We start from the raw sequence: 24,136 nt of genomic DNA, 5'->3' as shown, positions 1-24,136 counted from the left end.
AGCCTAGGTAGTTGAGTTGCCACAATACTGATCAATTGCCTGCTGTACGCGTTCACGTTTGAGCTCAATTTCACGACCGTCTAAATATTGACGCTTGCCATTTGCATCCATCTCATAAATACGTCCGCCGACATTTAAGTTGGTCAGATTATTGCGGAGTGACTGGCAACGCTGTGCATTGGCTTGTGCTTCTTGTTCTTTAATCCGCGCTTCAAGCGCTGCAACTCTTTGTTCTTCTACGCTTTGAGTATTAGTACTTTGATGGGCATCTGTTTTGCCAGCCAATTGTCCTGCATTGCTTTGTCTGCCGTCACTACGAAATTCAATCAGCTCAATGTTTTTACCATTTTGCGGCGCATGTTGGCTGTATTTGACTTCACCATGTGCACCAACAGATTTGTAAACTTGAATAGCATGACTGGCATTCATCGACAGCATTAGCACATACGCAGTACTCATAAGCAGTTTGGTAGCAGTATTTATTTTAGACGCATATGCCATAGTAGCAATCCTCTCAAGGGGTAAAAGAACAGATGTGTATATATGTGTCAATATAACATTTAAGTGTTGGAATGGTACTAAAAATGTACCAGCTTTCGATTCTAACAAATAATCCTTATGAATGTATATTATTTAATAACTAATAGTTAGGGATGGGCTTTAGAAGTTTTTCTTGACAATAGCTCACAAACCATCGAATATAATAGCAGTTGATTGGTCAGTGAGCGGCTTTTATGATATTGCCGTGGCACTTGAAAATGAGGACGATAGGTTACTTATCAGTGGCTTACGCAGTTTTCGTTTCTTTGTGACAATGATATTGCAAAGATAGTAATCATAACGATTGTTATCGATGACTTTATGTATTGTCTCCGGACTTATCTGTCTACAATGACTAAGATAAACTTATTATTTGAAATGCGCTAAGCGTGACTCTAGCGGTTGTATTAAACATGGAAAAATATTCAGCAATTCAATCTTTTTAATAAGCCTATCGTAAAATCTAACCATTTTACAAATTAATATTGGCTGTGAGAGTGATTTAAATTGTGAATATCGATACCTCTGTATAAATCAACCTGTTGTAAATGCTGTCTGCTATTTATCAATAATAAGCTTCTTTTATAGATGCACGCGCATCTTGTCACTGTACATCGATAGACTCCTGCCATAAAACTGACCCTACATATATTGCTGTGTTTGAGTAGCCTGCTGTCTTATAAAACAGCGTTACTTAGAGATAGTGGGCACACATTCTTGATATGGATAAGGATTCGCAGCCATTTCTATAAGACGAACCATCTTGTGTAAATAGCGTGGTTTTCTCTTATAAATGAACGCCAATTCTTGACAAAAAAAAGGTGATGACAGTGACGCAAACCACGCAAAGTCCGAATATGACGGGACATACCCAAACGGGGAATGCCGCCAAAAATTTTGAAGAAAAGCAACAACGCCTCGCTGAGGGTAGTGATCAACCTATAATGCTATCTGGTGCTGAGATGTTGGTGCAATCACTGACTGATGAGGGCGTCAAATATATTTTTGGCTATCCAGGTGGTGCGGTTCTTCATATCTATGATGCTTTGTTTCAACAAGAAAATATCGAGCATATTTTAGTACGTCATGAGCAAGCAGCCGGTCACATGGCAGATGCTTATTCGCGAGTCACAGGGCAGACAGGGGTGGTCTTAGCGACGTCAGGTCCAGGTGCTACTAATACCGTAACGGCTATCGCAACAGCGTTTATGGATTCTGTGCCGATGGTGGTTATCGCAGGTCAGGTACCTAGCAGCCTAATTGGGGAAGATGCCTTCCAAGAAACAGATATGGTCGGTGTATCACGTCCTATCGTGAAGCATAGCTTTCAAGTGCGCCACGCTAGCGAAATCCCAATGATTGTCAAAAAAGCCTTTTATATTGCTCAGTCTGGACGCCCAGGTCCTGTAGTGATTGATGTACCAAAAGATATGACCGCGCCAAGTGAAAAGTTTGCTTATGCTTATCCAGAAGAAGTGTTTATACGTTCGTATCAGCCGTCATTAAAAGGTCATAGTGGTCAGATTAAAAAAGCGGTTGAAACGCTGCTTGCTGCAAAGCGTCCGATTGTTTACTCTGGTGGTGGTGTTGTTTTAGGCAATGCGCATAAAGAGCTTACTAAGCTTGCGCACCGTTTAAACTTACCAGTAACCAATACCTTAATGGGCTTGGGTGCGTTCCCTGGTTCTGATAGTCAGTTCTTAGGTATGCTTGGTATGCATGGTACGTACGAAGCCAATATGACCATGCATCATGCCGATGTCATTTTGGCAGTTGGTGCGCGTTTTGATGACCGTGTCACTAATAATGTCAAAAAATTCTGTCCGAATGCGACGATTATTCATATTGATATTGATCCTACCTCTATTTCAAAAACGATTAATGCCCATATTCCGATCGTGGGCGATGTCAAATCTGTCCTGACCGATATATTAGAGATTATCGGTGATGATAAAGAGTTAGATCAACCAGCATTGTTGGATTGGTGGTCACAGATTAATGAGTGGCGTAAGCGTCATGGCCTGCGTTATGACACTAGCACTGATAACGGCATTAAGCCCCAAGCGGTCGTTCAAGCTTTAGATAAAGTGACGAATAGTAACGCTATTATCACCAGTGACGTCGGTCAGCATCAGATGTTTGCAGCGCTTTATTATACCTATAATGAGCCGCGCCAATGGCTAAACTCAGGTGGTTTAGGGACGATGGGGGTTGGCTTGCCGTATGCGATGGCAGCCAAACTTGCTAACCCTGAGCGTGACGTGGTTTGTATCACGGGTGAAGGCTCTATTCAGATGAATATTCAAGAGCTCTCAACCTGCTTACAATATAATTTGCCAGTTAAAATCTTAAATCTAAATAACGCCCAATTAGGCATGGTGAAGCAATGGCAAGATATGCTGTATGAAGGTCGTCATGCCCATTCTTATATGAATTCACTACCAGACTTTGTCAAACTCGCTGAAAGCTATGGTCACGTCGGTATCAAGATTACTGATCCTGCGACCATGGAAGCGCAATTGGCGGAAGCCATGGCAATAACAGATAGATTGGTATTTATTGACGTTTATGTCGATCGTAACGAGCATGTATATCCAATGCAAATCGCTGGGCAAGCGATGCGTGATATGTGGTTAACAAAAGGGGAGCGTACCTAATGCAACAACAACATCTGATTTCGGTATTGATGGAAAACGAAGCGGGTTCGTTGTCGCGAGTGGTCGGTTTGTTCTCTCAACGTGGCTACAACATTGAAACTTTGAACGTTGCGCCAACAGACGACTCGAGTATTTCTCGCTTAACATTGACCACTATTACGTCACCTGAAAAAATAGAACAAATCACCAAGCAATTGCATAAATTGATTGAAGTGGTTAAAGTGCTTAATCTATCAGATACCGTGCACGTCGAGCGCGAGTTGATGCTCATAAAAGTACGGGCGACGGGTGGCGTACGTGAAGAGATTAAACGCAGTGCCGATATTTTCCGCGCACAAATCGTTGATGTAAACGCCAATCTATATACCATTCAAATCGTTGGTGACAAAGCCAAACTTGACGGCTTTATTGATGTGATTGGTCGTGAACGTATTATGGAAGTGGTGCGTTCGGGTGTGATTGGTATTGCACGCGGCGAAAAAACGCTCAGTTTATAATGGGTACCCACCGTGCCTATTGTAGGTCAAATTATTTATTCAAACATTAACATAGCGCTTATTCACCCATCACTTCGATAAGGTGATTATAATTTAAGTGTTTATTTATCCATGGCAAGCCATGATTTAGGAAAAGGACTCTGTTTATGAACGTTTATTATGATAAAGATTGTGATCTATCAATCATCCAAGGCAAAAAAGTTGCCATCATTGGTTACGGTTCACAAGGCCATGCACACGCGCTTAACCTACAAGATTCAGACGTTGATGTGACCGTTGGTCTACGTGCTAACTCTGGTTCATGGAAAAAAGCAGAAAACGCAGGTCTAAAAGTAGCTGAAGTAGAAGAAGCGGTAAAAGCCGCTGATGTCATCATGATTTTGACGCCTGATGAGTTTCAAAAAGAGCTATATAATGATGTAATCGAACCAAACATCAAAGAAGGTGCAACCCTAGCGTTTGCTCATGGTTTTGCGATTCATTATAACCAAGTCGTACCACGTGGTGATCTTGATGTCATCATGGTTGCGCCAAAAGCACCAGGTCATACGGTACGTTCAGAGTTTGCAAAAGGCGGCGGTATTCCAGATTTGATCGCTATCTACCAAGATGCATCAGGTCAAGCCAAACAATTGGCATTGTCATATGCTGCTGGCGTTGGTGGTGGTCGTTCAGGTATCATCGAAACGACGTTCAAAGATGAGACTGAAACGGATCTATTTGGTGAGCAAGCGGTACTTTGCGGCGGTGCAGTAGAGCTAGTGAAAATGGGCTTTGAAACGCTAACTGAAGCTGGCTACGCCCCAGAAATGGCTTACTTTGAGTGCTTGCATGAGCTTAAGCTTATCGTAGACCTCATGTATGAAGGCGGTATCGCTGACATGAACTATTCAATCAGTAACAACGCTGAATATGGCGAATATGTAACTGGTCCTGAAGTCATCAATGAGCAATCACGTGAAGCCATGCGTAATGCCCTAAAACGCATTCAGTCTGGTGAGTACGCGAAGATGTTTATCTCTGAAGGCGCAACCAACTATCCATCAATGACTGCTCGTCGTCGTAACAATGCAGAGCATCAAATCGAAATCACTGGCGCTAAGCTACGTGGCATGATGCCTTGGATCGGTGGTAACAAAATCATCGATAAAGAAAAAAACTAATTCAGTATTAAGCTATTAAGAGATTAATCGCTGATATAGACCTAAGAGCCCATGCTATTACTTAATAGTGTGGGCTTTTTTAGTTTGCACTACTTTAGTGAAATTTTAACCACAATCGCTTTGGTGTTGGTTGAAAACCACCAATCGATGCCTCATATATTTAGCCTTCATTGATTTTTTTGAATATTCTTAGTGCAACCAATTGCTGGTTAATTATCAAGACGATTGAGTTGCGCGTTCTTATCTTTTATAGATTATAGGTTGTGTGTTGTGCAAATATCTTATCCAGACTGGCTAACGCCGCAATTCGTATATATTACTCTTAGCGCTGTGGTAGCTGTTTTAATATGGATAGAAGGGGAGATGCTCAAAAAAACCGATGGCAAATTGCCTAAGTCTAAGTTTTTTCAAATCAGCTCACTCTTGGATACTTTGTGGTTCTTTATTTCCGTTGTCATATTATATGTGATTGATTTGACGCCACTAGCCATTACAGTACCTGCTGCTTATGGCATCTATACTACCTTTGGATGGATATACGGGACGCGTTTACTAAAACGTAAAGGTATTCCTGATTCTCCTAAAGACTTGGTGATACCTGCTAAATACATCGCCTATAGTCAGTCATTTTCGCTGATATTTTTTGCGCTTTGTTTGTTAGTATTAAGTTCACCGTGGCTACCGATATCTCAATGAAGCATATGCTGACTTATCACCTATTTATTATTTGAGATAATGCTGTCACCAACCTAAATGACACCTTTACGTTAGAATGATAGATAGTAAATGATATAAAATATCTTTCTTATCAATGTATTAGATAGTATTTAATTGGCTTTCGTGACTTTTCAAAACGGATTATCGTTATTTACAAAAATCATCAATTTAACCTGTTGCGATTATAAAAAGCTGCTATAATCAGCCTGTACTCAAAAGATTTTAGGTCGTAATTTCAAGCTATCTAACGATATTTTGATCATATTGACTGTTGCATTTAGCAGAAAATAGTTTGGGTATATATCAATTAATCGGTGACGACACACGTCTCGCCAACAGTTAAAGAGTTAGGAAAATTTATGTCAGATAAAGTTGAAGGCACTGTAAAGTGGTTTAATGAAGCTAAAGGTTTTGGTTTTATCGCTCAAGACAATGGCGGACAAGACGTATTCGCTCACTACAGCGCTATCCAAGGTGGTGGTTTCAAAACTCTAGCCGAAGGCCAAAAAGTGTCTTTCATCTTAGGTGATGGCAAAAAAGGCCCACAAGCCGAGCAAATCGAAGCTATCTAATCTCATTTGACATCTGGTAAGCTGATTAGTCAGTAAGCTTGATGACAGTAAGATTATCAATATGCATTGATGCCTTTGTTTGTTAAAACAATAAAAATACTGTTTCAACTCTAAAAAAAAGCAACCTCTTATCAGGTTGCTTTTTTTATGCCATTTTTCTCGCTATAAACGTAAAATCATCAAAAGCATACTGATATTAGCTGTCAGTCATCAGCACTGACTCAAAAAAGATCTAACAAAATAAGGTTGTTTTATGAAGTGGGAGGCATGGTTTTCAATCGATTGGCAGCAAGTGCTGGGTATTTCTCTATCTGCAATCGGTTTTTATTTAGGGTTAATGTTATTTACAAGATTGATGGGGTTGCGGAGTTTCTCCAAGCTCTCAAGCCATGATTTTGCGATGACTGTCGGTATTGGCAGTATACTCGCTTCAACGGTGCTATCAGACACACCGTCATTAATGCAAGGGCTGTATGCTGTCGCGGTATTATTTGTGATTCAAGGGGTTATCTCATTTATCAGGCGTAAATTCAAACCGTTAAAATCTCTGATAGACAATCGAGCCATTATATTAATGGCCCATGGCGAGTATTTTAGTGGAAATCTAAAAGAGGCCAATCTTAGTACCAGTGATGTTCAACAGGTTTTACGCAAAAATGGAATCAAGTCTAAAACGGAAGTATTTGCTGTCATCATGGAAACCACAGGGGATATGAGTGTCATCAAAAATAATGCGGTTACGCCTGACTGGTCATTATTCGATGATATACGCGACAGTGAGTTGCTGATTGGTTCCAGTAAAAACAGCAAATCGTAGATTTTGAGTTTTTGATTGTTGTTCTCGATGGATGCCAACGAGATAGATCACAACAATCCATTAAGTAACTATCGTGTTGACAGTGCTAAAAACAGGTGAAATATTGAGAATATAGGTTAAAGAAGACTATAAAATTGTGTACTTATAAACTATTTATTATAGAATGGTGACAAATTTATGACGCATTATTCACGGCGTTGTCTTGACCTTATGCCTGTGCTCACGCAAGATACAGGGGTCTGATAATAATGGTTGGCTTAGCTTTAGCAGATTTTATCAATGAGTAGTGTGATACTAATACCATTTTCGGTATTGTTTCTTCTCGATTAATTAACTACTATCTGTTGACGCAGTAATAACCCTAAGTAGTATTTTGAACGACAGTTTAAAAAAATGAACCTTTGGTTCTTAACTGACAATTTTTAATTCATAACATTAATAAACGAGGAACGTATGAAAGCATTAGTAGCGGTCAAGCGTGTCATTGATTACAACGTAAAAGTTCGTGTAAAAGCTGACAACTCTGGCGTTGATTTATCAAACACTAAAATGTCAATCAACCCTTTTGATGAGATTGCAGTAGAAGAAGCGGTTCGTCTAAAAGAAGCGGGTGTGATTGATGAAATCATTGTTGCTTCAATCGGTCCAAAAGAATCACAAGAGCAAATTCGTGCAGCTTTAGCGTTGGGCGCTGATCGTGGTGTTTTAGTGTTGACTGATGACAAGCCGTATCCATTACAAATTGCTAAGATCCTCAAAAATATCGCCGAGAGTGAAGGCACTGATATTATCTTATTGGGTAAGCAAGCCATTGATGATGATAACAATCAGACTGGTCAGATGCTAGCGGCATTGATGGGTATCGGTCAGGGTACGTTTGCATCAGAAGTGAAAGTAGAAGGCGATAAAGTAAACGTGACTCGTGAAATCGACGGTGGTTTACAGACGCTAGCACTTGAGCTACCAGCGGTTATTACCACTGATTTACGTTTGAATGAGCCTCGTTATGCTAAATTGCCTAACATCATGAAAGCGAAGAAAAAGCCACTTGACGAAAAAACGCCTGCTGATTTTGGTGTTGATATGGCCTCTAAGCAAGAGATCATTAAAGTTGTGCCACCTGCTGAACGTAAAGCTGGCATCAAAGTGGGTTCAGTGGATGAGTTGGTCGATAAGCTAAGAAACGAAGCAAAAGTCATTTAATGTTTCAATGATTGGATACTTCGCTACGGCATATCCTGTACAAGGCTATAGATTTAACTGATTTATTTTATATAAAATAATAGTTGCTCAAACAGCTTTGTACACAAACAACCGCATGAATAGATGATACGAATAAAAAAGGATTAAAATCATGGCAATTTTGGTATATGCAGAACATGACAATGCCAGTCTAAAAAAGGCAACTTTGAATACCATCGCTGCTGCTAAGCAAATGGGTGATGATATCCATGTGTTAGTTGCAGGTAGTGGTGCTCAAGCTGTCGCTGACCAAGCAGCTAAAGCAGAAGGCGTGACTAAAGTATTATTAGCAGAAAACGCTGCCTATGAGCATCAATTGGCGGGTAACGTCGCGCTATTGGTTGCTGATATCGCTGGTGATTACAGCCATATCCTTGCACCTGCTACCACTACTGGTAAGAACTTTATGCCACGCGTTGCCGCTTTACTTGACGTAAGCATGCTATCAGAAATATCTGCCGTCGTAGATGCGCAAACGTTTGAGCGTCCTATCTATGCTGGTAACGCCACAGCAACTGTTAAGACCACAGAAGATAAAGTCGTCATGACAGTACGTACCACGGCTTTTGACCCAGTAGCAAGCGAAGGTGGTTCAGCTACTGTTGAGACAATCGACAACGTGCAAGAAACTGGCAAAGCAAGCTTCGTTAATGAAGAGATGGCGAAATCTGACCGTCCTGAATTGACTTCAGCAGGCATTGTGGTTTCTGGTGGTCGTGCCTTAGCAAATGGTGAAAACTTCACCAAATATATCGAACCATTGGCTGATAAACTTGGCGCTGCCGTTGGTGCATCACGTGCCGCTGTTGATGCAGGTTACGTACCAAACGATATGCAGGTCGGTCAAACGGGTAAAATCGTTGCACCAGACTTATATATCGCAGCGGGCATTTCAGGCGCGATTCAGCATTTAGCGGGTATGAAAGATTCTAAAGTTATTGTTGCTATCAACAATGACCCAGAAGCACCTATCGCTAGCGTTGCTGATTACTTCTTAGAAGCTGATTTATTTACAGCATTGCCTGAGCTTACTAGCAAGGTTTAATTTTGAAAAGTTAAGCGTTTAATGTCGCTTAATCTATCATAAGTCATAAAGCCTTCGGTTCAATGAATCGAAGGCTTTTTTGTGGGGTATTGTCAATGCTGATATGATTTCGCTGTTTCTTATATAGCTGCAGTTCATCTTGTTTTTATCTGCATTTTTGAACTGCGGACATGCTCTAGTCAAATGGATAAATGTCCGCTACTATATGAATGTAAGCTATTATATTAATGTTATAGTTTAATTTGTAGAGCAAGATTATAGTGATAATTAACTGACTATACTCAATAATAGATGATTACATGATAGACCAATTAATTAGTACATTAAGGGATTAGGAGATGCTAATGAAGGCAGAATTAAACACGTCAGAACGCTTACCTCAGGAATGGAATGACTGGGTAGCGACTAATATAATTCGCGGTGTCCAAGCAGAGACAATTGTTCAAACGCTAAAAGATAATCACTTTTCAGACGCTCAAATCAAAGCCGCTCTGAGTGATGATTCCAAGGTGGCGGCAAACGACAGTAAACAATCAATTCGTAGACTACCAAATAATTGGAAAGGATGGGTCGCTACCAATTTGCTTGAAGGCACGAGTAAAAACAGTATTGCGAAAGTATTGGCTAAGCAAGGCTTTAGTCACGCAGAGATATTGCTAGAAATAGAGACGGTCTCTAAAAGCCCTTACCTACAAGCAGGCGTTAAAGCCACCAAGCTACTAAAAAAACGAGAATGGCTTCTTAATACTTGTGACGACTTAGCCAAGTTAGATCCCGGCTACAGCCAACAAATTGAGGTGATTGATACGCCGCCGTTTGAGGTATTTATCAAGGATTACTATAGTAAGCATAAGCCTGTGGTGCTTAAAAAAGGTATCGATCATTGGCCAGCACTGAAGAAATGGAGCCCGCATTATTTTGCAGATAAGCTAGGCGATGCGGAAATTCAGGTGCAGTTTAATCGCGAGACTGATGTTCTTTTTGAACGTCATTCCGATAAGTATCGTAAATCAATGCTGATGTCTGAATTTTTCAATATGATAGAAAATGACGGTGAAAGTAATAACTATTATATGACTGCTAATAACACACAACAAAACGTTGAAGTCATTAGGCCAGCACTTGATGACATAGGTGATTTTGGTGAAGGCTATCGCCATCTTCTAGATAATGATGCAGCTTTTAGTACCTATTTCTGGATGGGACCCAAAGGCACCTTTACGCCATTGCATCATGACTTAACTAACAACATGTTGGTTCAAGTGTATGGCACTAAGAAGGTTACGTTGATTCCAGCGTGGCAAGTACCTTGGCTCTATAATGATTTGCACGTTTATAGTGAAGTAGATTTTCCTAATTTTGATTTAAAGGAATATCCATTAATGCAACATGTGACCCCAGTTGAAGTCACTATTAAAGCTGGCGAGGCGCTATTTATTCCTATAGGGTGGTGGCATTGTGTGAATGGACTGGAGAAATCCATTAGCATTAGTTTTACTAACTTTAATGCACCAAACAACTATTCTGCAAGCTTTATGGAAGCACAAGGTTAGTTTCTATATGTAGTTGAGAAAATAAACTCTACCTAAAACATTGACTGAATCACTATATTTATTCAGCCCATGCTTTGCATGGGCTACATACATGACAGAATATTTTAGGCATAGTTTCTTTGACGTAGCGTTTCATATAAGCATAATGAGCCTGCAATGGCGACATTCAGACTTTCTTGACCATTAGGCTGTGGTAGAGCGATAGGGGTGGCGCACTGCATCAGCTCATCACAAACGCCTTGACCTTCATGACCCATAATCCAAGCAATAGGTTGCTTTAAGTCATGTTGATAAATGACTGTATCAGTATGGGAGCTGGTGGCAAATAGCGGTGTTTGTACATGTTTCAAAACATCTTGCACACTTAGACCTTCATAAATAGTCAGAGCAAACTGAGCGCCCATGCCTGCTCGTAATGTCTTAGGGGACCACGCTTGTGCTGTCGCACTGGTACAGAGTATGTTCTTGATGCCAACCGCTGCTGCGGTGCGTAATAGGGTGCCCACATTGCCACTGTCTTGCACATCATTTAAAATCAAGCAGTCATTATCAATCATCGATAAACGAGGTGTTGGTACTTTAATGATTGCCATGATATCGATACCAGTACCTAAGCTACGAATGCTCTCATACAGCGAATTTGATAACGTTAAAATAGGCGTATAAGTAGGCAAGCGCGTCAAAATTTGCTGAACCTCAGGATGGTTGTGCGCAGACTCTGCGAGTAGGATTTGGACAAACGGGTAGTCGCTACGCAGCGCCGCATCGATGAGATGGACGCCCTCAATCACCGTTTGCCCTTGCTTCTTCCGCTGCCGCGCTTGCGTTAACAAGGATTTGACAAGTTTAACGGTCGTATTTTTATCTGAGGTAATAAGCTCGGTGGGATTTGCTACCATAGTGGATCGCTTAGAAAAAAATATAAAAAAATTAAACGATCAGTATAAAGCTTATAAATGCTCTGGCTTTATACTGACTGTTATCAAAGTAAAGGCAAAGAGTTTATTTATCAGCGTAATTTACATGCAGACTTTTAACATAATCGACTTCATTTTTGCTGCCTAGTACCACTGGGACGCGTTGGTGAATATCGGTTGGCTCTATGTCTAAAATGCGATTGACTGCATCAGTAGCAGCGCCACCCGCACGCTCAATCAATAAGCTCATTGGATTGGCTTCATACATCAAGCGTAATTTGCCCGCTTTATTGGCATATTTGGTATCGAACGGATAAGTGAAGAGACCACCGCGACATAAAATACGATGCACATCACCGACCATGGCAGCCACCCAGCGCGTATTAAAATCGCGACCACGAACACCCGTTTCGCCGGCAATTAACTCATCGATATACTGCTGCATGGGTGCGCGCCAGTAGCGGTAGTTTGAAGCATTGATGGCGTATTCGCTGGTATCGGCATCGATTTGCACGTTTTCTTCTATTAATACATAATCGTTAGTGTCAGGATCTAGGCTAAACATCAAGACATGATCGGCGATAGTTAGCGCTAGTACGGTAGAGGTGCCATATAACAAATAGCCTGCTGCTAGCTGTTGATTACCAGCTTGCAAGAAGTCGCTATTTTCACTGATTTGACCTTGGCGCTGGTACGGTAAAATAGAAAAAATAGTGCCAACGGCCATATTAATATCGATGTTTGATGAACCATCAAGCGGATCGAACAATACCAACAAACTGCCATCTGCATTGGCAGGGGTAGCGTCGTCAAGCTCTTCTGAGGCAACGCCTGCACAATGGGTATTTTTCGCCAAAGCACCTAATAGTAAGTCATTGGCCAGTACGTCCAGTTTCTTTTGGTCTTCACCTTGGACGTTTTGGTTGCCAGCTTCGCCTAGAATGTCGGCTAGCGCCCCTTTTCTCAATAATTGTGAGATGGTTTTACCCACGTCAGTGACAGTCGTAATAACGTCACTCAGTGCAGGATTGGGTGAATAATCATTGAGATAGTCTGTAAGGGTTGTCATAAGGCTTCCTAATAAATGCTGTTAAAATAAAGGCTACTGAAACTAAGGATTAAGTAAGGGGTCGGAAAATCGGTTAGGTCGCACGTTACAGACCTAAATCTGGCAAATTTTTAAATACCTCGCACGGCATCTTTGTCCTGACCACAAAATCAGCTACACTATCACTATTATTATTTATTTATCGTTTGGCTAAGCGGATTTCTAATGATGGTTTTGACAGGTCTATGGCTACTGCCCAAGAGGATGACGATGGCTGTTTTTTACGGCGCTATGTCTCTCACTGCCACTGGGGTAAATTGTAGCAAATAAGTGCCAAAATGTCCTTGTCTCTGTGCTTATCGTCGACTATAAATCGCCAAAAAATGCATAAATAATGATTATTAAATCATATAAACCAACAATAAAGACCTGCCACTATGCCAAATTCTACCGATAGCCGCTCAACTCAGACAGTCTCATCAACGGATTATACCAAATTCGACCCTGATACCATTCATGAGAAACTTGATGCGTCGTTAAGTCGTCCGCAGCTGAATGCTGATGGTAGCATTCGCCATTTTTTGGGGGTAGAAGGTCTTAATAAAGCGCAGTTGCAAGCGATTATTGCCAAAGCAGAGACGTTTTTTGATGATAATGGACAGCTCATTAACCGTCCTGAGCTTGAAGGCTATACGGTAATGAATTTGTTTTTTGAACCGTCAACGCGTACCCGTACGACCTTTGAGGTAGCCGAAAAGCGTCTCGGTGCCAATGTGCTCAATATCGATATCGAGCGCTCTAGCACTAAAAAAGGTGAAAGCTTGCGCGATACGCTGTGGAACCTACAAGCCATGACGGCAGATATCTTTGTGGTACGGCATTCAGCATCAGGTGCTGCCCATTTTATGGCAACAGAGGTGACACCCGATATTGCCATTATTAATGGCGGTGATGGCTGGCATGCGCATCCAACACAAGGGATGCTCGACATGCTCACTATTCATCGTGAAGCGCCGCGCCCATTTGAGGAATTGTCAGTGGCTATCGTCGGTGATATTAAGCATTCACGGGTCGCACGCTCAGATATCAGTGCACTACAAACCTTGGGTGTCAAAGACATCCGCGTCTGTGCGCCGCGTACCTTATTACCGAAAGGCATTGAGCGTTTTGGGGTACAAGTCTATGAAGATATGAATGACTGTGTCACGGACTGTGATGTCATTATGGGATTAAGAATACAAAACGAACGTATTGGCTCGCCGCTGCTGGCATCATCGAGTGAATATTATAAACACTACGGTATTACACCAGAGCGTATGGCATTGGCTAAGCCCGATGCATTGGTCATGCATCCAGGACCGATGAACCGCGGTGTTGAGATTGCATCAAGCGTTGCCGATGGTGACCAGTCAGTGATTTTAAAACAGGTGAATAACGGCATCGCTATTCGTATGGCAGTACTGTCGCTAGCTATGGAAGGTCAGCGCGCTCACCAAGCTGCGAGCAAATAATCTTCTGCCTCGCTGTTTTATATTTATTTATCCCATTTTATTGATACGGTAATAACGCTCATGACAACTATGTTAAATATGGATGCACCGATAATTAACCATCTTCCTCAATCATTTAAAGACTCACTATCAATTGCTGCGACAGATAAGTTGGCGTCACTCGAAGCTGGTCGTGAAATGTGGCTACTGCCGCCTTTGGTGGATTTGTGCGCCCGCCTACGTGAACCGGGTCAGCAACAACATGGCACTTTGGAGTCAGAAGGACGCGCTGCTCGTGGCAATGGTTTTTTGCATGTGGTCATTCCTCCTGATACCAATCCTATCTTAGAGAACGGTTCATTATTAAAAGGCTTACGTGAGCGCGCGCTTGGTGATGGCGGCATATATTTGCATATTTTAGGCGCGTTGACTGCTGGTTTAGAAGGTGAGCGCCCATCAAATATCGCTGGGCTCAAAAAAGGCGGTTGTATAGCCGTTTCTAATGCGCGCCGCCCTTTTCGCAATGATTTAGTATTACTGCGTACACTGGAATATGCCGCGACTTTTAATATGAAAGTATTCTTTTATCCTGACGAGCCAAGTCTATCTGGTGATGGCGTGGCGCATGAAGGTTATATCGCGTCATATCACGGCTTGCAAGGGATTCCTTGGATCGCTGAAACGGTTGCCTTGTCAACGCAGTTGCTGATGGTTGAAGAAACAGGCATCGCTGCTCACTTTAGTCAACTGTCGTGCAAATCTTCAATCGAATTGATGCGCTGGGCAAAAGATAAAGGTCTGCCCGTGACTTGTGATGTGGCGATGCATCAGTTGTATTTGACCGATGATAATTTAGAGGGTTTTAACGCCCAAGCCTATGTATTACCACCCCTGCGTAGTAATACCGATCAGCAAGCCATCCGCCGTGGTCTAAAAGATGGCACCATTGATGCGATATGTAGCCATCATGAACCCTTGAACAGTACTGCCAAAAAAGCCCCATTTGCCGAGAGCACACCAGGCATCTCAAATTTTGATACCTTTATGGCGCTGGCTTGTCAGCTAGTCAATGATGAGGTGTTAACCTTAGAGCAACTCGTCGATAAAATCTGTCTCAATCCGGCGAAAATCGCTGGTATTAGTGAGCAATATGAAAAAATCGGCGGCGCAGTACTGGTGGATCCTAATTTGGAATGGCAAGTGACCGCCCAATCCATGCTGTCCAATGGTAAAAACACGCCATTCTTTAATCAGCAGTTGCAAGGCCGCGTTGTGGAGACTTTCTTTGGCTAATTTGCCTAGGCAGGATGATAGTCTGCAACCATCCTCGAAGGATAACGATCATCACTTGCACAACCAAACCATTAAGTCGCACAGTACTGCCAGTGAGTCTATCAAAGCGGTGGCAATCTATGAGGTGGTTAAAGGGATCGGTGCACTATTAGGGGCAGGGGCTTTATGGTCATGGCATACTGACCTTGAGCATTGGCTGACGACAGCGACTGCTTCTTGGCAACAGACTTTTGGACAGCTACTGGCACCGCAAGTTGACAGTGCAGTACGGATTGCCCAGCAGGCAAGTAAAAACTGGCCATTATTCTTGTTATTAATCTTTGCTTACGCCAGTTTGCGTTTCCTTGAGGCTTATGGCTTATGGCAAGATAAAACATGGGCGTATTGGTTTGGTGTGCTGGGTTATGGGGTGTTTATTCCTATTGAGCTTTACTATCTAATCGTTAGCCCATTTGATTGGTTTAAGCTTGGGATATTAGTCTCGAATCTTCTTATTGTGGTCGTGGTCTATCGTAATATGAAGCGTAAAGGCTTGATATAAAAAGGGCTTATATAGCGGCGATCCAAAAAACTGAATGTGTATGAAAAAGCCAGCACAAGATACTGTCTTATGCTGGCTTTTCTTTTGCTAAAACGATGGGCTTAAAACTGGTTATAAATTATGGCTTTGCTGTACTTTTATCAGTACGAATGCTTTTGGCGACTTTGCCAATACTCAAACCTTGCACCAAGATAGAGAATATCACCACTGCATAAGTGAGCGCCAACAAGATATCGCGTTCGGTTCCCAGCGGTAGCTGCAACACTAAAGCAACCGAAATACCACCACGTAATCCGCCCCATGTCAGCACTTTCCATGCACCAGTCGGTAAATCGAGCTGACGATGAAAGGTTTTGGTCGTCATACCTACAACGATAAAACGCGCAACTAGGGCAATGACAATCGTCAAACCAGCGGCGATAAATAAATTACCCGAATAAGCAATCATCACTACTTCTAAACCGATGAGTACGAATAAAATAGCATTGAGAATTTCATCGATTAATTCCCAAAATAAATCAATATAATGCCGCGTTTTATCGCTCATCGCCAATGCTCGTCCGCGATTACCAACCATTAATCCCATCATCACCATAGCGAGTGGTCCTGATAAATGCCAATGGCTGGCGAGTGCATAACCACCTATCACCCCAGCAAGCGTTAACAACACTTCTTCTTGATAGCTATCGATACTTTTCAGCATGTAATACAAAATTGCCCCAAGTACTAAGCCAAAAATAATGCCGCCACCGGCTTCAACCGCTAAGGTATGCGCCACATAATTGGCGGTTGGGATATCACCACTGGATAAAATACCTAGCAGCAATACAAAGATGACGACGCCGATACCATCATTAAATAGTGATTCACCCGCGATGACCGTTTCTATACTTTTTGGCGCGCCAGCCGATGCCAAAATACCCATTACGGCAATGGGGTCGGTCGGTGATATTAGAGCACCGAATAGCAAACACCAAAGAAACGGCAAACCGAAACCAAGCAGCGGCAGCATAAAATAAAGCGCCGTAGCGATAAGCATCGCAGAGACGATGGTACCGACGCAAGCAAGGATACCAATAGGCAGTTTATAACGTTTTAAATCGCTGATATTGACGTGCAGCGCCCCTGCAAATAACAGCATAGAGAGCATGCCATCTAATAAAACTTCGGTAAAATCAAGCTGCTCTAACAAGCTTACTTCATAATCAATCAGCTGATCAAATCCCAAAAATCCCAAAAATATCGCGCCAATAGATAATAAAATGGAGATAACCATCACGCCAATCGTCGTCGGTAGGCCAATAAAACGATGGTTAACGTAAGTTAATAGGGCTGTGATTGATAAGAATATCGCGCTGATTTCAAGTATGGTTAGGCTACTGGTAGGGGCCATGAAAAAATTCTCAAGTGAGTTTAAAATTGTCATAAGCTTAGCGCTTACAAACACTAAATAGGTTTGATTTTAGTTTAGTTATCGTTTGTCTTTTTATTTTTATTGCGTTTGTAATGCTTGGCGAATATGGGTGTCAAACGCGCTAACATAGTTAAAATACTGATGATGAGCATCGTTGCTAAGTATGAACTGTTGGGCTTGTTGGCACATCGCGCTCAAGTCATCTATCAGCTCTTGATAGCTTAGGTTTTCTTCTCCTGCGCGCTCAATCAGTTTTATCTCATGCAATAGGATTTGCTGCTGTGCGTTATTTACGCGAGCATAACTTAGATTGACCATCGCCTGACATAGCGCTTTTAAGACCATCAAATCTGCTGCTGCATACCGACGTATCTCGCCTAGTGATGTATTGATAAAATCAGATATTTTGGGAGTATGAGTAACTATGGCTAATATCGCCAAGCGTCGCTGTTTAACTTCGGCTTTCGATGAATCATCGTTTTGTGCCGGTGTATAAAAATGATAGGAGCTGGGCGGCTGGCGACGCATCATAATACTTAAGCAACTGGTCAGTGATTGTACGCAGTTGACCGCTGTTTTTGGATCATTGATACCTGGAGACAATGCTCGTACGGCGATTTCAGTCATTTGTCCCAAGCTATAAGCAATATCGTTAGAATGAGCCAGTCGTTGTTCGATACGTATACAGCCTGCAAAGCGCTGCCAAAAAAGTCCGTCAGGGGCACGCGGTACAACAGCTAAAGATGGCGTCGCTGTTTTTTGTCGATTGTTTGGATGACCTGCTGGACGCTGGTAAAAGTAACCGATAACATTTTTGTCAGTGACATAATCACCAAGATTAATACGCATTTGCACCACTCCGCCATAGTCTTGTGTCAGTGTAATCAGTGACTCAAGGTAAAATTGTTGAACATAACCTGAGCTTGGTGGATAGATGGGCATCGCTGACCAGTGATGAAACTGTTCAATGTCATGATGTTCTATATCGCGTTGATGCTGGATATCGCAATGATCACGATACCAATAGTGAATATTATTAATCGCATCATTGCTGGCGTTTTGAATCACATGTGAGGCTTGAATGGCATGTACCATATGCTGTACAAAGTACACCAGCAACAGCGCACATATAATTGCCATGATAATCGCAAAAGTCACTGCGAGCTGTGGCACACCAAAAGCCACGTCATATTTATGGATGGATTTTAACACCAATAAACTATAACTAAAGGTGCCAATGAACGCCCCCAATACAAACTGGTTAGGCGTATCGGTCAAAAAATTGCGCAATAGCCGTGGGCCAAATTGCGAAGAGGCCATCGACAGCACGGCGATTGTAATGGAAAAGGTCGTGCCTGCTACGCCTAATACTGCGCCTGCAATCGCTGTCATGATAGCGCGCGCCGCATCGTCGTCACCGGTAAAAGCAAAGGTAATCTCTCTGACGGTTTCGCGGTCAAAGTGTTGATCGATAGTGACCAATAAAGGCGCTAGCAATATACCTGCAATGACGCATGCCGTTGGGATAAACCAATAAGAGCCAATAAGCTGCTGCCATAGGTTTCTTAGTCGATCAGGCATATCGGTCAGTGTCTGTAGTGACCATAACTGGGCGAACTGCTTTAGTCTATGCGTTATTGTCAGCAATGCAGAGTTAAACCAGCCACTTTCAGGGTGTTTATTCAATATTATATGCTCCACAAGTGACCTAAAAAGTGACCCATTTTTTATTACTAAGCTAGGATTTTATTTGGCTAATAAAACCTATGAAGAGTAAATTACCTTACCATATAAGCCACAAAGATTAAAAATTTAGTAAAAAATAAGCCCCTATCATAGGAGCTTATTTTTAGCATAATGAATTCTTTTGTTAACTGACTAGATTGTCAATCCAAGTGCTTATCGCAGTGCTTAGTTTTGCTAATACTGAAGGCTCTTCTTTACTGTCCATACTTAATGAACGCGTTTGCATATCATCCGTCGATACTGGCTGTTTTTGCAGACTATCTACGATTAACGGTAGATTGTTACCTGCGGTCCCTAAGATAAAGCTTGGGTTTTTAGTCAGCGTTGTCCACTTCTGATTCCAGCCACCACTACAATTGTAAGTAATTAAGCTTCCGCGATTATCTACTAAGTTACCAGTACGCAAATCAAAGCATTTGTTGCCTTGTTTGATTTGGTCAGCACCGTTCATCTCCCAAACTTGCGCTGGCGAGTCCAAGCTACAAGCACCCAAAACCACCCAAGAACCTTGTTCCGTTAAACACTGATCTAATGCCATTTTGCTGTGAATTTTACCTTTAAGATCGTAAATCCACTGTTCAGAGTCGTCACCAGTACAGCCACTTGGACCACTAATAAAGCTATTTAACTTACCACCTTCTAGAGTTTCAACTTTAAGGCAGTTGTTGCCATTACGGATAGTAGTCACATTATCTAAAGGTTTGTCATCTTGTAGCTCTAAATCTACAACAAACTTTTGAAATTCAGTAAGTGCTTCAGGCTCTTTTTTGATTAAATCCGTACGATAGACATTGACCCAACGGTTTAGACGATTTAGAGTTTCTTGCTGCTTCTCATAACGCTCTAATGTTTGGAGTGCTAAAGGGCTAAGCTCATCACGATACTCTTTATAAGAATCATATAACAACTGACCGTTGGCGTCTAAACTAATAGTCGAATGTTCTGCTTGAGCAAGAAGTTTCTGCTCTAAGATTGGCAATTCTACCTTTCTTAGTGCCGTATAGCCCTGTTCTTTACCAAAGGTAACCGCGGGTTTAATCGCATCACTATATTGACGAATATCAATGGTTGAGAGCTGTACTTGTGCTTCATTGACCTTTTTACAGTACAAATCTACTTTTTTCGGGTTGTCTGCAATCGCTAAATTAACATGGAACTTATTGGCGTTACTGGTCATTCGATTAGGAGCCAACGCAATATCATTAATCGTGTTATTACTATAAGTAACGCTTAACCAGCAGCTTGCTGATTCAAGCGAGTTATTCGGTGTCGGTAACTCAAAAACGTTGCCCCAGTTACCACGTGCTTCTGGATAAATGATGCCTTTTTGCGCGACAGGGTCATAACCGCCTAAAATGGTAAATACTGGCACGCCTTGCAAACGTGGTTTTAAGTAATTACCATCCGCGCTGTTGTACCAAACGTTTTTAGAACCTTGCCATACCTTAGGCTGGATGACTTCCATCTTTCTGAGATCGGCATTCCATTTCTTATAGCCAGTTGGTGAGTCAGCGTCAAATACTGCTTTATCAAATGCTGGCTGGATCTTAATTTTTGTACTATAACCCGTATAGTGAGTATAGTTTGAATAAGCGCCACTCTGTGATCCACCAGACATCGCATCGCGACCATAGCCATAGGTGGCTAAGAAAAGAGGTTTACCAGTGAGACCATCACCCTCGACCTGTCGTGGCCAGTCTAAGTTGCTGCGCATTTTGTTTCTGACGCCATTATAGCCCCAGCCACTATTGGCATGATGCTCGGCCCAAAAGAAATCGCCGTTCTGTTCACCAGGATAATGACCCAAGCCATAATGATGACCGATTTCGTGGCTGAACTCATTACCTTGAGAGTCGATTAGGGTCAACATACCATTACCGCCGCTTAAGCCGTGGTTATATTCACCATTCTTATATTTACCGCGAGCGTGATGCGCATTGACGTTTTGGGTCAATTGCGGTTGCTCTTGACTTTGCATTGAAGCACTGGTAACGCCCCAATTGGCTAAATTAATGCCAACACCAAAGGTTGATTTCGCGGTGTTTTCGCGCATATCACCAGCATAAACGCCAGCATCATTTGAGTCACTGACTTAATCATAAATAGTGCCATTGGCGACCATTACTCGTTCGAGCTTCATGTCATCATAGCTAGCAACGGTCATTTGTGCTGCTGGAATGGTTTGGAAGTAGTCTGAACCCGCTCTTTCTGGATCGCGTAGCATATAATGACCCCAAGATTGAGGTGCATCCGTTAACATGCCCAGACGGATATTGGTCAATACCAACTCACCAGGGGCGGCAAAATCTATGTTATCTTCTGACAGTTCACCGCTACGATTTTGGTCATCCACAATGCGAATTTTGAGACCACCTTGTACCTCATCCCAGTTGAGTTTGGTTGACCATGCGCGCTTACTGTAAGCAACGCGTGCGCGCTGATCAGTGTTAGTCTGATCCGTGTCTGGGATTTGAGTCGGATCGGCTAAATTGACAGTTCGTAATAAAACCCCGTCTTTGTAAATTTCAGCCGCTAATTTATTAATGTCACCCATTTCAAGCGTAGGCGTCACCAATAACAGCGCCTCTTTTTCTGCCGTCAGGCGCGGCATGTTTTTTGCTTCGTTACCCTGTGGATCAACGGTATGATTCTGCCCAAACTGTATCATCGCTTGAAATTCGCCAACCAAGTCTGGACGAATAGTACGAATTTCTCCCGCTCTACCATCGTGGTCAAAAAAACCTAATAAATAAAAATCAGCAATATCCTTTTTTGGTTCTGGATATTTGATAGGCGTAGCTGGCACAAGTGGCGTAGCAGGAATGCTCGTTATTGGTGGCTTAATAGGTGTACTTGGTTCAAGTGGCGTAGCAGGAATACTCGTTATTGGTGGTTTAACAGGCGGCGTTTCTACTGGTAGACTAACGGTTGGTGGTACAAGTGATGATGTGCTGCCATCACCTTCACCACAAGCAGAAAGCATAATGGATACGACACAAATGCTTAGCGCTGTTACTGGGAATGCTATTGTATTTTTCAAGTTATTGCTCTAATAAAGTTTAAGGCAATATAACAGCTGTGTTAGCATCTCGTACGACTTTTGTTCGATTTATAATAATAAGTTCTATTATAACCTCTAGTGAAAACTAATTTTTATTATTCAATATGTCTCATTCGTTACTAACGCTTTTCTTAATTCGTCTTTGGGTTATCTGATTCAGTAATGATATCGCCTTTATGATTAAAGAGATTACCATTGGTTTTAATTTGAGAGTCATTCAAATCCTTAGGAATAAGAATCTCATTGTCCCGCTCATCGCATTCAATATCACTGTCTTTATCATAAGCTATTGGGTCAAAGTGTGGGGTGCCTTTGATCGGCTCATTCTTGTCTAATGGTGCAGTGGTCGCCGAGGTTTTTCTAAATAAATTTGATTGACCGCCTTTGATGCCTTTTCCATTAGAATCAGCTTTTTTACGTGGCTCACTATTGGCAAAAATAGCATTTAACGGTAGATCTAACTGTTGCTTGGCATAAGCTTCCGTATTTTCAAAACGGTTGACTAGCAAGCTAAGCCAAGGTTTTTGATCCTCTGGCCCCATCTCATCTAGCTCATCTTTGATAGGCAAGGGGTAAGGTAGCGTGCGATAAAAATCCCATAATGTCATTTTGCTCAAATCTCTCTTGAGCACATAATCATTATCTTCAGTCATGGTGATTAAATTGCTGTCTTGCAGATAATTAATATAGGTATACCATTTTGGTAGCTCTTTGCGTCCTAGCACATTACGTAGTGCTTGTTCGCTTACCGCTTCCCCTTTTAAATGATGGGTATAAACGAGGTTTAACATATCGAGCAAACTTAGCAGAGGGTGGCGTGGATAGACCTCTTCAGTTTCAAAAATCGTCAAGGTATAGCTAATCTCAACACCTAATAGAATTAAATTCCACGACAAATATATCCATAATAAGAAGATGGGCAGTGCCGCAAAAGCCCCGTAAATCGCTTCATAACTGGTGAAATTTGCCATTACTGTACCAAACAGGTGCTTCATCAGCTCGAATACGATAGCGACGAAGAGACCAGCAATGGCTGCATTTTTCGCGGGTACGCGTGCTTTTGGAATGAACCAGTACATACCAATAAAGCCTGCGACAGTGATACCAATGGATACAGCTTGTACCCAAAAAGACCAGTCAATGCCATAACCAGCAATTTGTCGGTTTAAAAAACTCAAACTTTGTACCGCGCTTGAAGCAAGAAATGCCGTACCCAGTACTAACGGTCCTAACGTGACGATGGTCCAATAGCGCAGCATACTTTTCATACCGCCAGAGCGATTTTCTACCCGCCAGATTTGGTTAAATGCGCGCTCGATGGTTGTTAACGTCATAATGGTCGTAAAAAATAACACCATTGCCCCAATGATGGTTAGATTTGAGGATTTTTCAGCGAAGCTATTGATATACTCACTGACCTGCATGCTTGATTGTGGTAGCAAGTTACTATAAATCACTTCATATATCTGTGCTCTAACGGATGCAAGTGCTGGTACAGAAGATAGGATCATCAATAGGACGGTTAGGACGGGTACAATTGACAACATAGTCGTGTAGGTCAGCGATGCCGCTTTTTGCTGGCAATTGTCTTCAAAAAAGTGCCGAGTCAAGAATCGTAAGAATTGAAACCAGCGTTGATGTAAAAACGGGATTTTTTTTGATAAATTTTCCATATCGACCATTTAGCAGGTGTTTGAGTGACAGTAGTGTAACAAAGATATGCTGTTATCATCTGCGGTTTAATTGTGTCAAAATGCACAGCAGCAACCTCTCTAGCAGGTTATTAGCGATAATGTGTACCAAGGCTGTTTGCATGTCGGTGA

General features: G+C 42.0%; 18 protein-coding genes and 1 pseudogene. 12 read left to right on the top strand and 7 right to left on the bottom strand.

The window, feature by feature from the left end; all coding sequences use genetic code 11:
- Positions 1-3 precede the first annotated feature (3 nt).
- A complete protein-coding gene (locus I3252_RS08480) occupies positions 4-501 on the bottom strand; it encodes a DUF4124 domain-containing protein (protein WP_201603785.1) in 498 nt (165 codons plus the stop codon).
- A gap of 863 nt (positions 502-1,364) precedes the next feature.
- Here I3252_RS08480 and I3252_RS08475 point away from each other — a divergent pair.
- From I3252_RS08475 to I3252_RS08435, 9 genes are all read left to right on the top strand, one after another.
- Positions 1,365-3,197 carry an acetolactate synthase 3 large subunit gene (locus tag I3252_RS08475; protein WP_238034860.1) on the top strand — a complete coding sequence of 611 codons (1,833 nt, stop codon included), beginning with the start codon at positions 1,365-1,367 and terminating at the stop codon, positions 3,195-3,197.
- Positions 3,197-3,694: an acetolactate synthase small subunit gene (gene ilvN / locus I3252_RS08470; protein WP_045454430.1), complete on the top strand. Its 498-nt coding sequence runs from the start codon at positions 3,197-3,199 to the stop codon at positions 3,692-3,694. The genes I3252_RS08475 and ilvN overlap by 1 nt, the downstream gene beginning before the upstream one ends.
- 146 nt (positions 3,695-3,840) lie before the next feature.
- Positions 3,841-4,857 carry a ketol-acid reductoisomerase gene (gene ilvC / locus I3252_RS08465; RefSeq protein ID WP_045446660.1) on the top strand — a complete coding sequence of 339 codons (1,017 nt, stop codon included), beginning with the start codon at positions 3,841-3,843 and terminating at the stop codon, positions 4,855-4,857.
- 270 nt (positions 4,858-5,127) lie between these two features.
- On the top strand, positions 5,128-5,553 hold the full coding sequence (locus I3252_RS08460; RefSeq protein WP_045454429.1) for a hypothetical protein: 426 nt from the start codon (positions 5,128-5,130) through the stop codon (positions 5,551-5,553).
- A gap of 380 nt (positions 5,554-5,933) precedes the next feature.
- The gene (locus tag I3252_RS08455) at positions 5,934-6,146 is read left to right on the top strand and encodes a cold-shock protein (protein ID WP_010196799.1); all 213 of its coding nucleotides are present in this window, start codon (positions 5,934-5,936) and stop codon (positions 6,144-6,146) included.
- Positions 6,147-6,399: 253 nt separating this feature from the next.
- A complete protein-coding gene (locus tag I3252_RS08450; protein ID WP_238034859.1) occupies positions 6,400-6,963 on the top strand; it encodes a YetF domain-containing protein in 564 nt (187 codons plus the stop codon).
- 453 nt (positions 6,964-7,416) lie between these two features.
- Positions 7,417-8,166: an electron transfer flavoprotein subunit beta/FixA family protein gene (locus I3252_RS08445; RefSeq protein WP_045446670.1), complete on the top strand. Its 750-nt coding sequence runs from the start codon at positions 7,417-7,419 to the stop codon at positions 8,164-8,166.
- A gap of 151 nt (positions 8,167-8,317) precedes the next feature.
- Positions 8,318-9,250, top strand: a complete 933-nt coding sequence (locus I3252_RS08440) for an FAD-binding protein (protein ID WP_238034858.1) — start codon at positions 8,318-8,320, stop codon at positions 9,248-9,250.
- 344 nt (positions 9,251-9,594) lie between these two features.
- Positions 9,595-10,803, top strand: coding sequence for a cupin-like domain-containing protein (locus tag I3252_RS08435; protein WP_238034857.1), 1,209 nt, complete (start codon positions 9,595-9,597; stop codon positions 10,801-10,803).
- Between the two features lie 104 nt (positions 10,804-10,907).
- On the opposite strand, the gene I3252_RS08430 is transcribed toward I3252_RS08435, so the two are convergent.
- Together I3252_RS08430 and I3252_RS08425 are read right to left on the bottom strand one after the other, a co-directional pair.
- Positions 10,908-11,702: an RNA methyltransferase gene (locus tag I3252_RS08430; protein ID WP_201503001.1), complete on the bottom strand. Its 795-nt coding sequence runs from the start codon at positions 11,700-11,702 to the stop codon at positions 10,908-10,910.
- A 103-nt stretch (positions 11,703-11,805) separates the two neighbouring features.
- Positions 11,806-12,789 carry a class 1 fructose-bisphosphatase gene (locus I3252_RS08425; protein WP_238034856.1) on the bottom strand — a complete coding sequence of 328 codons (984 nt, stop codon included), beginning with the start codon at positions 12,787-12,789 and terminating at the stop codon, positions 11,806-11,808.
- A gap of 416 nt (positions 12,790-13,205) precedes the next feature.
- Between I3252_RS08425 and I3252_RS08420 the strand changes: the two genes are divergently transcribed.
- The 3 genes from I3252_RS08420 to I3252_RS08410 all read left to right on the top strand — a co-directional run bounded on the left by I3252_RS08420 (position 13,206) and on the right by I3252_RS08410 (position 16,092).
- Positions 13,206-14,279, top strand: coding sequence for an aspartate carbamoyltransferase catalytic subunit (locus I3252_RS08420; RefSeq protein ID WP_238034855.1), 1,074 nt, complete (start codon positions 13,206-13,208; stop codon positions 14,277-14,279).
- Between the two features lie 177 nt (positions 14,280-14,456).
- The gene (locus I3252_RS08415; RefSeq protein WP_227678200.1) at positions 14,457-15,551 is read left to right on the top strand and encodes a dihydroorotase; all 1,095 of its coding nucleotides are present in this window, start codon (positions 14,457-14,459) and stop codon (positions 15,549-15,551) included.
- Positions 15,544-16,092, top strand: coding sequence for a DUF2127 domain-containing protein (locus I3252_RS08410; RefSeq protein ID WP_238034854.1), 549 nt, complete (start codon positions 15,544-15,546; stop codon positions 16,090-16,092). The genes I3252_RS08415 and I3252_RS08410 overlap by 8 nt, the downstream gene beginning before the upstream one ends.
- Before the next feature lie 118 nt (positions 16,093-16,210).
- Here I3252_RS08410 and I3252_RS08405 read toward each other — a convergent pair whose 3' ends face one another.
- The 4 genes and pseudogenes from I3252_RS08405 to I3252_RS08390 form a co-directional block, all read right to left on the bottom strand.
- Complete coding sequence (locus tag I3252_RS08405; RefSeq protein WP_238034853.1) at positions 16,211-17,518, bottom strand: sodium:proton antiporter; 1,308 nt, start codon at positions 17,516-17,518, stop codon at positions 16,211-16,213.
- 66 nt (positions 17,519-17,584) lie between these two features.
- Positions 17,585-19,192 (bottom strand): DUF2254 domain-containing protein, encoded by a 1,608-nt coding sequence (locus I3252_RS08400; protein ID WP_238034852.1) that lies wholly within the window; start codon positions 19,190-19,192, stop codon positions 17,585-17,587.
- 328 nt (positions 19,193-19,520) lie between these two features.
- Positions 19,521-22,235, bottom strand: a pseudogene (locus tag I3252_RS08395) (M66 family metalloprotease); the annotation flags it as partial.
- 209 nt (positions 22,236-22,444) lie between these two features.
- The gene (locus tag I3252_RS08390; protein WP_238034851.1) at positions 22,445-23,986 is read right to left on the bottom strand and encodes a YihY family inner membrane protein; all 1,542 of its coding nucleotides are present in this window, start codon (positions 23,984-23,986) and stop codon (positions 22,445-22,447) included.
- Between the last annotated feature and the right edge of the window lie 150 nt (positions 23,987-24,136).

Source organism: Psychrobacter sp. Ps4 (assembly GCF_022129285.1).
Lineage (GTDB): Bacteria > Pseudomonadota > Gammaproteobacteria > Pseudomonadales > Moraxellaceae > Psychrobacter > Psychrobacter immobilis_A.
The sequence above is the reverse complement of the archived record's forward strand: the minus strand, read 5'-3'. Positions and strand labels throughout refer to the sequence as shown.

Bases quoted from the DNA above. Each gene is read 5' to 3' on its own strand.
- I3252_RS08480 (WP_201603785.1), bottom strand. From the start codon at position 501: ATGGCATATGCGTCTAAAATAAATACTGCTACCAAACTGCTTATGAGT.
- I3252_RS08475 (WP_238034860.1), top strand. From the start codon at position 1,365: ATGACAGTGACGCAAACCACGCAAAGTCCGAATATGACGGGACATACC.
- ilvN (WP_045454430.1), top strand. From the start codon at position 3,197: ATGCAACAACAACATCTGATTTCGGTATTGATGGAAAACGAAGCGGGT.
- ilvC (WP_045446660.1), top strand. From the start codon at position 3,841: ATGAACGTTTATTATGATAAAGATTGTGATCTATCAATCATCCAAGGC.
- I3252_RS08455 (WP_010196799.1), top strand. From the start codon at position 5,934: ATGTCAGATAAAGTTGAAGGCACTGTAAAGTGGTTTAATGAAGCTAAA.
- I3252_RS08450 (WP_238034859.1), top strand. From the start codon at position 6,400: ATGAAGTGGGAGGCATGGTTTTCAATCGATTGGCAGCAAGTGCTGGGT.
- I3252_RS08445 (WP_045446670.1), top strand. From the start codon at position 7,417: ATGAAAGCATTAGTAGCGGTCAAGCGTGTCATTGATTACAACGTAAAA.
- I3252_RS08440 (WP_238034858.1), top strand. From the start codon at position 8,318: ATGGCAATTTTGGTATATGCAGAACATGACAATGCCAGTCTAAAAAAG.
- I3252_RS08435 (WP_238034857.1), top strand. From the start codon at position 9,595: ATGAAGGCAGAATTAAACACGTCAGAACGCTTACCTCAGGAATGGAAT.
- I3252_RS08430 (WP_201503001.1), bottom strand. From the start codon at position 11,702: ATGGTAGCAAATCCCACCGAGCTTATTACCTCAGATAAAAATACGACC.
- I3252_RS08425 (WP_238034856.1), bottom strand. From the start codon at position 12,789: ATGACAACCCTTACAGACTATCTCAATGATTATTCACCCAATCCTGCA.
- I3252_RS08420 (WP_238034855.1), top strand. From the start codon at position 13,206: ATGCCAAATTCTACCGATAGCCGCTCAACTCAGACAGTCTCATCAACG.
- I3252_RS08415 (WP_227678200.1), top strand. From the start codon at position 14,457: ATGTGGCTACTGCCGCCTTTGGTGGATTTGTGCGCCCGCCTACGTGAA.
- I3252_RS08405 (WP_238034853.1), bottom strand. From the start codon at position 17,518: ATGACAATTTTAAACTCACTTGAGAATTTTTTCATGGCCCCTACCAGT.
- I3252_RS08390 (WP_238034851.1), bottom strand. From the start codon at position 23,986: ATGGAAAATTTATCAAAAAAAATCCCGTTTTTACATCAACGCTGGTTT.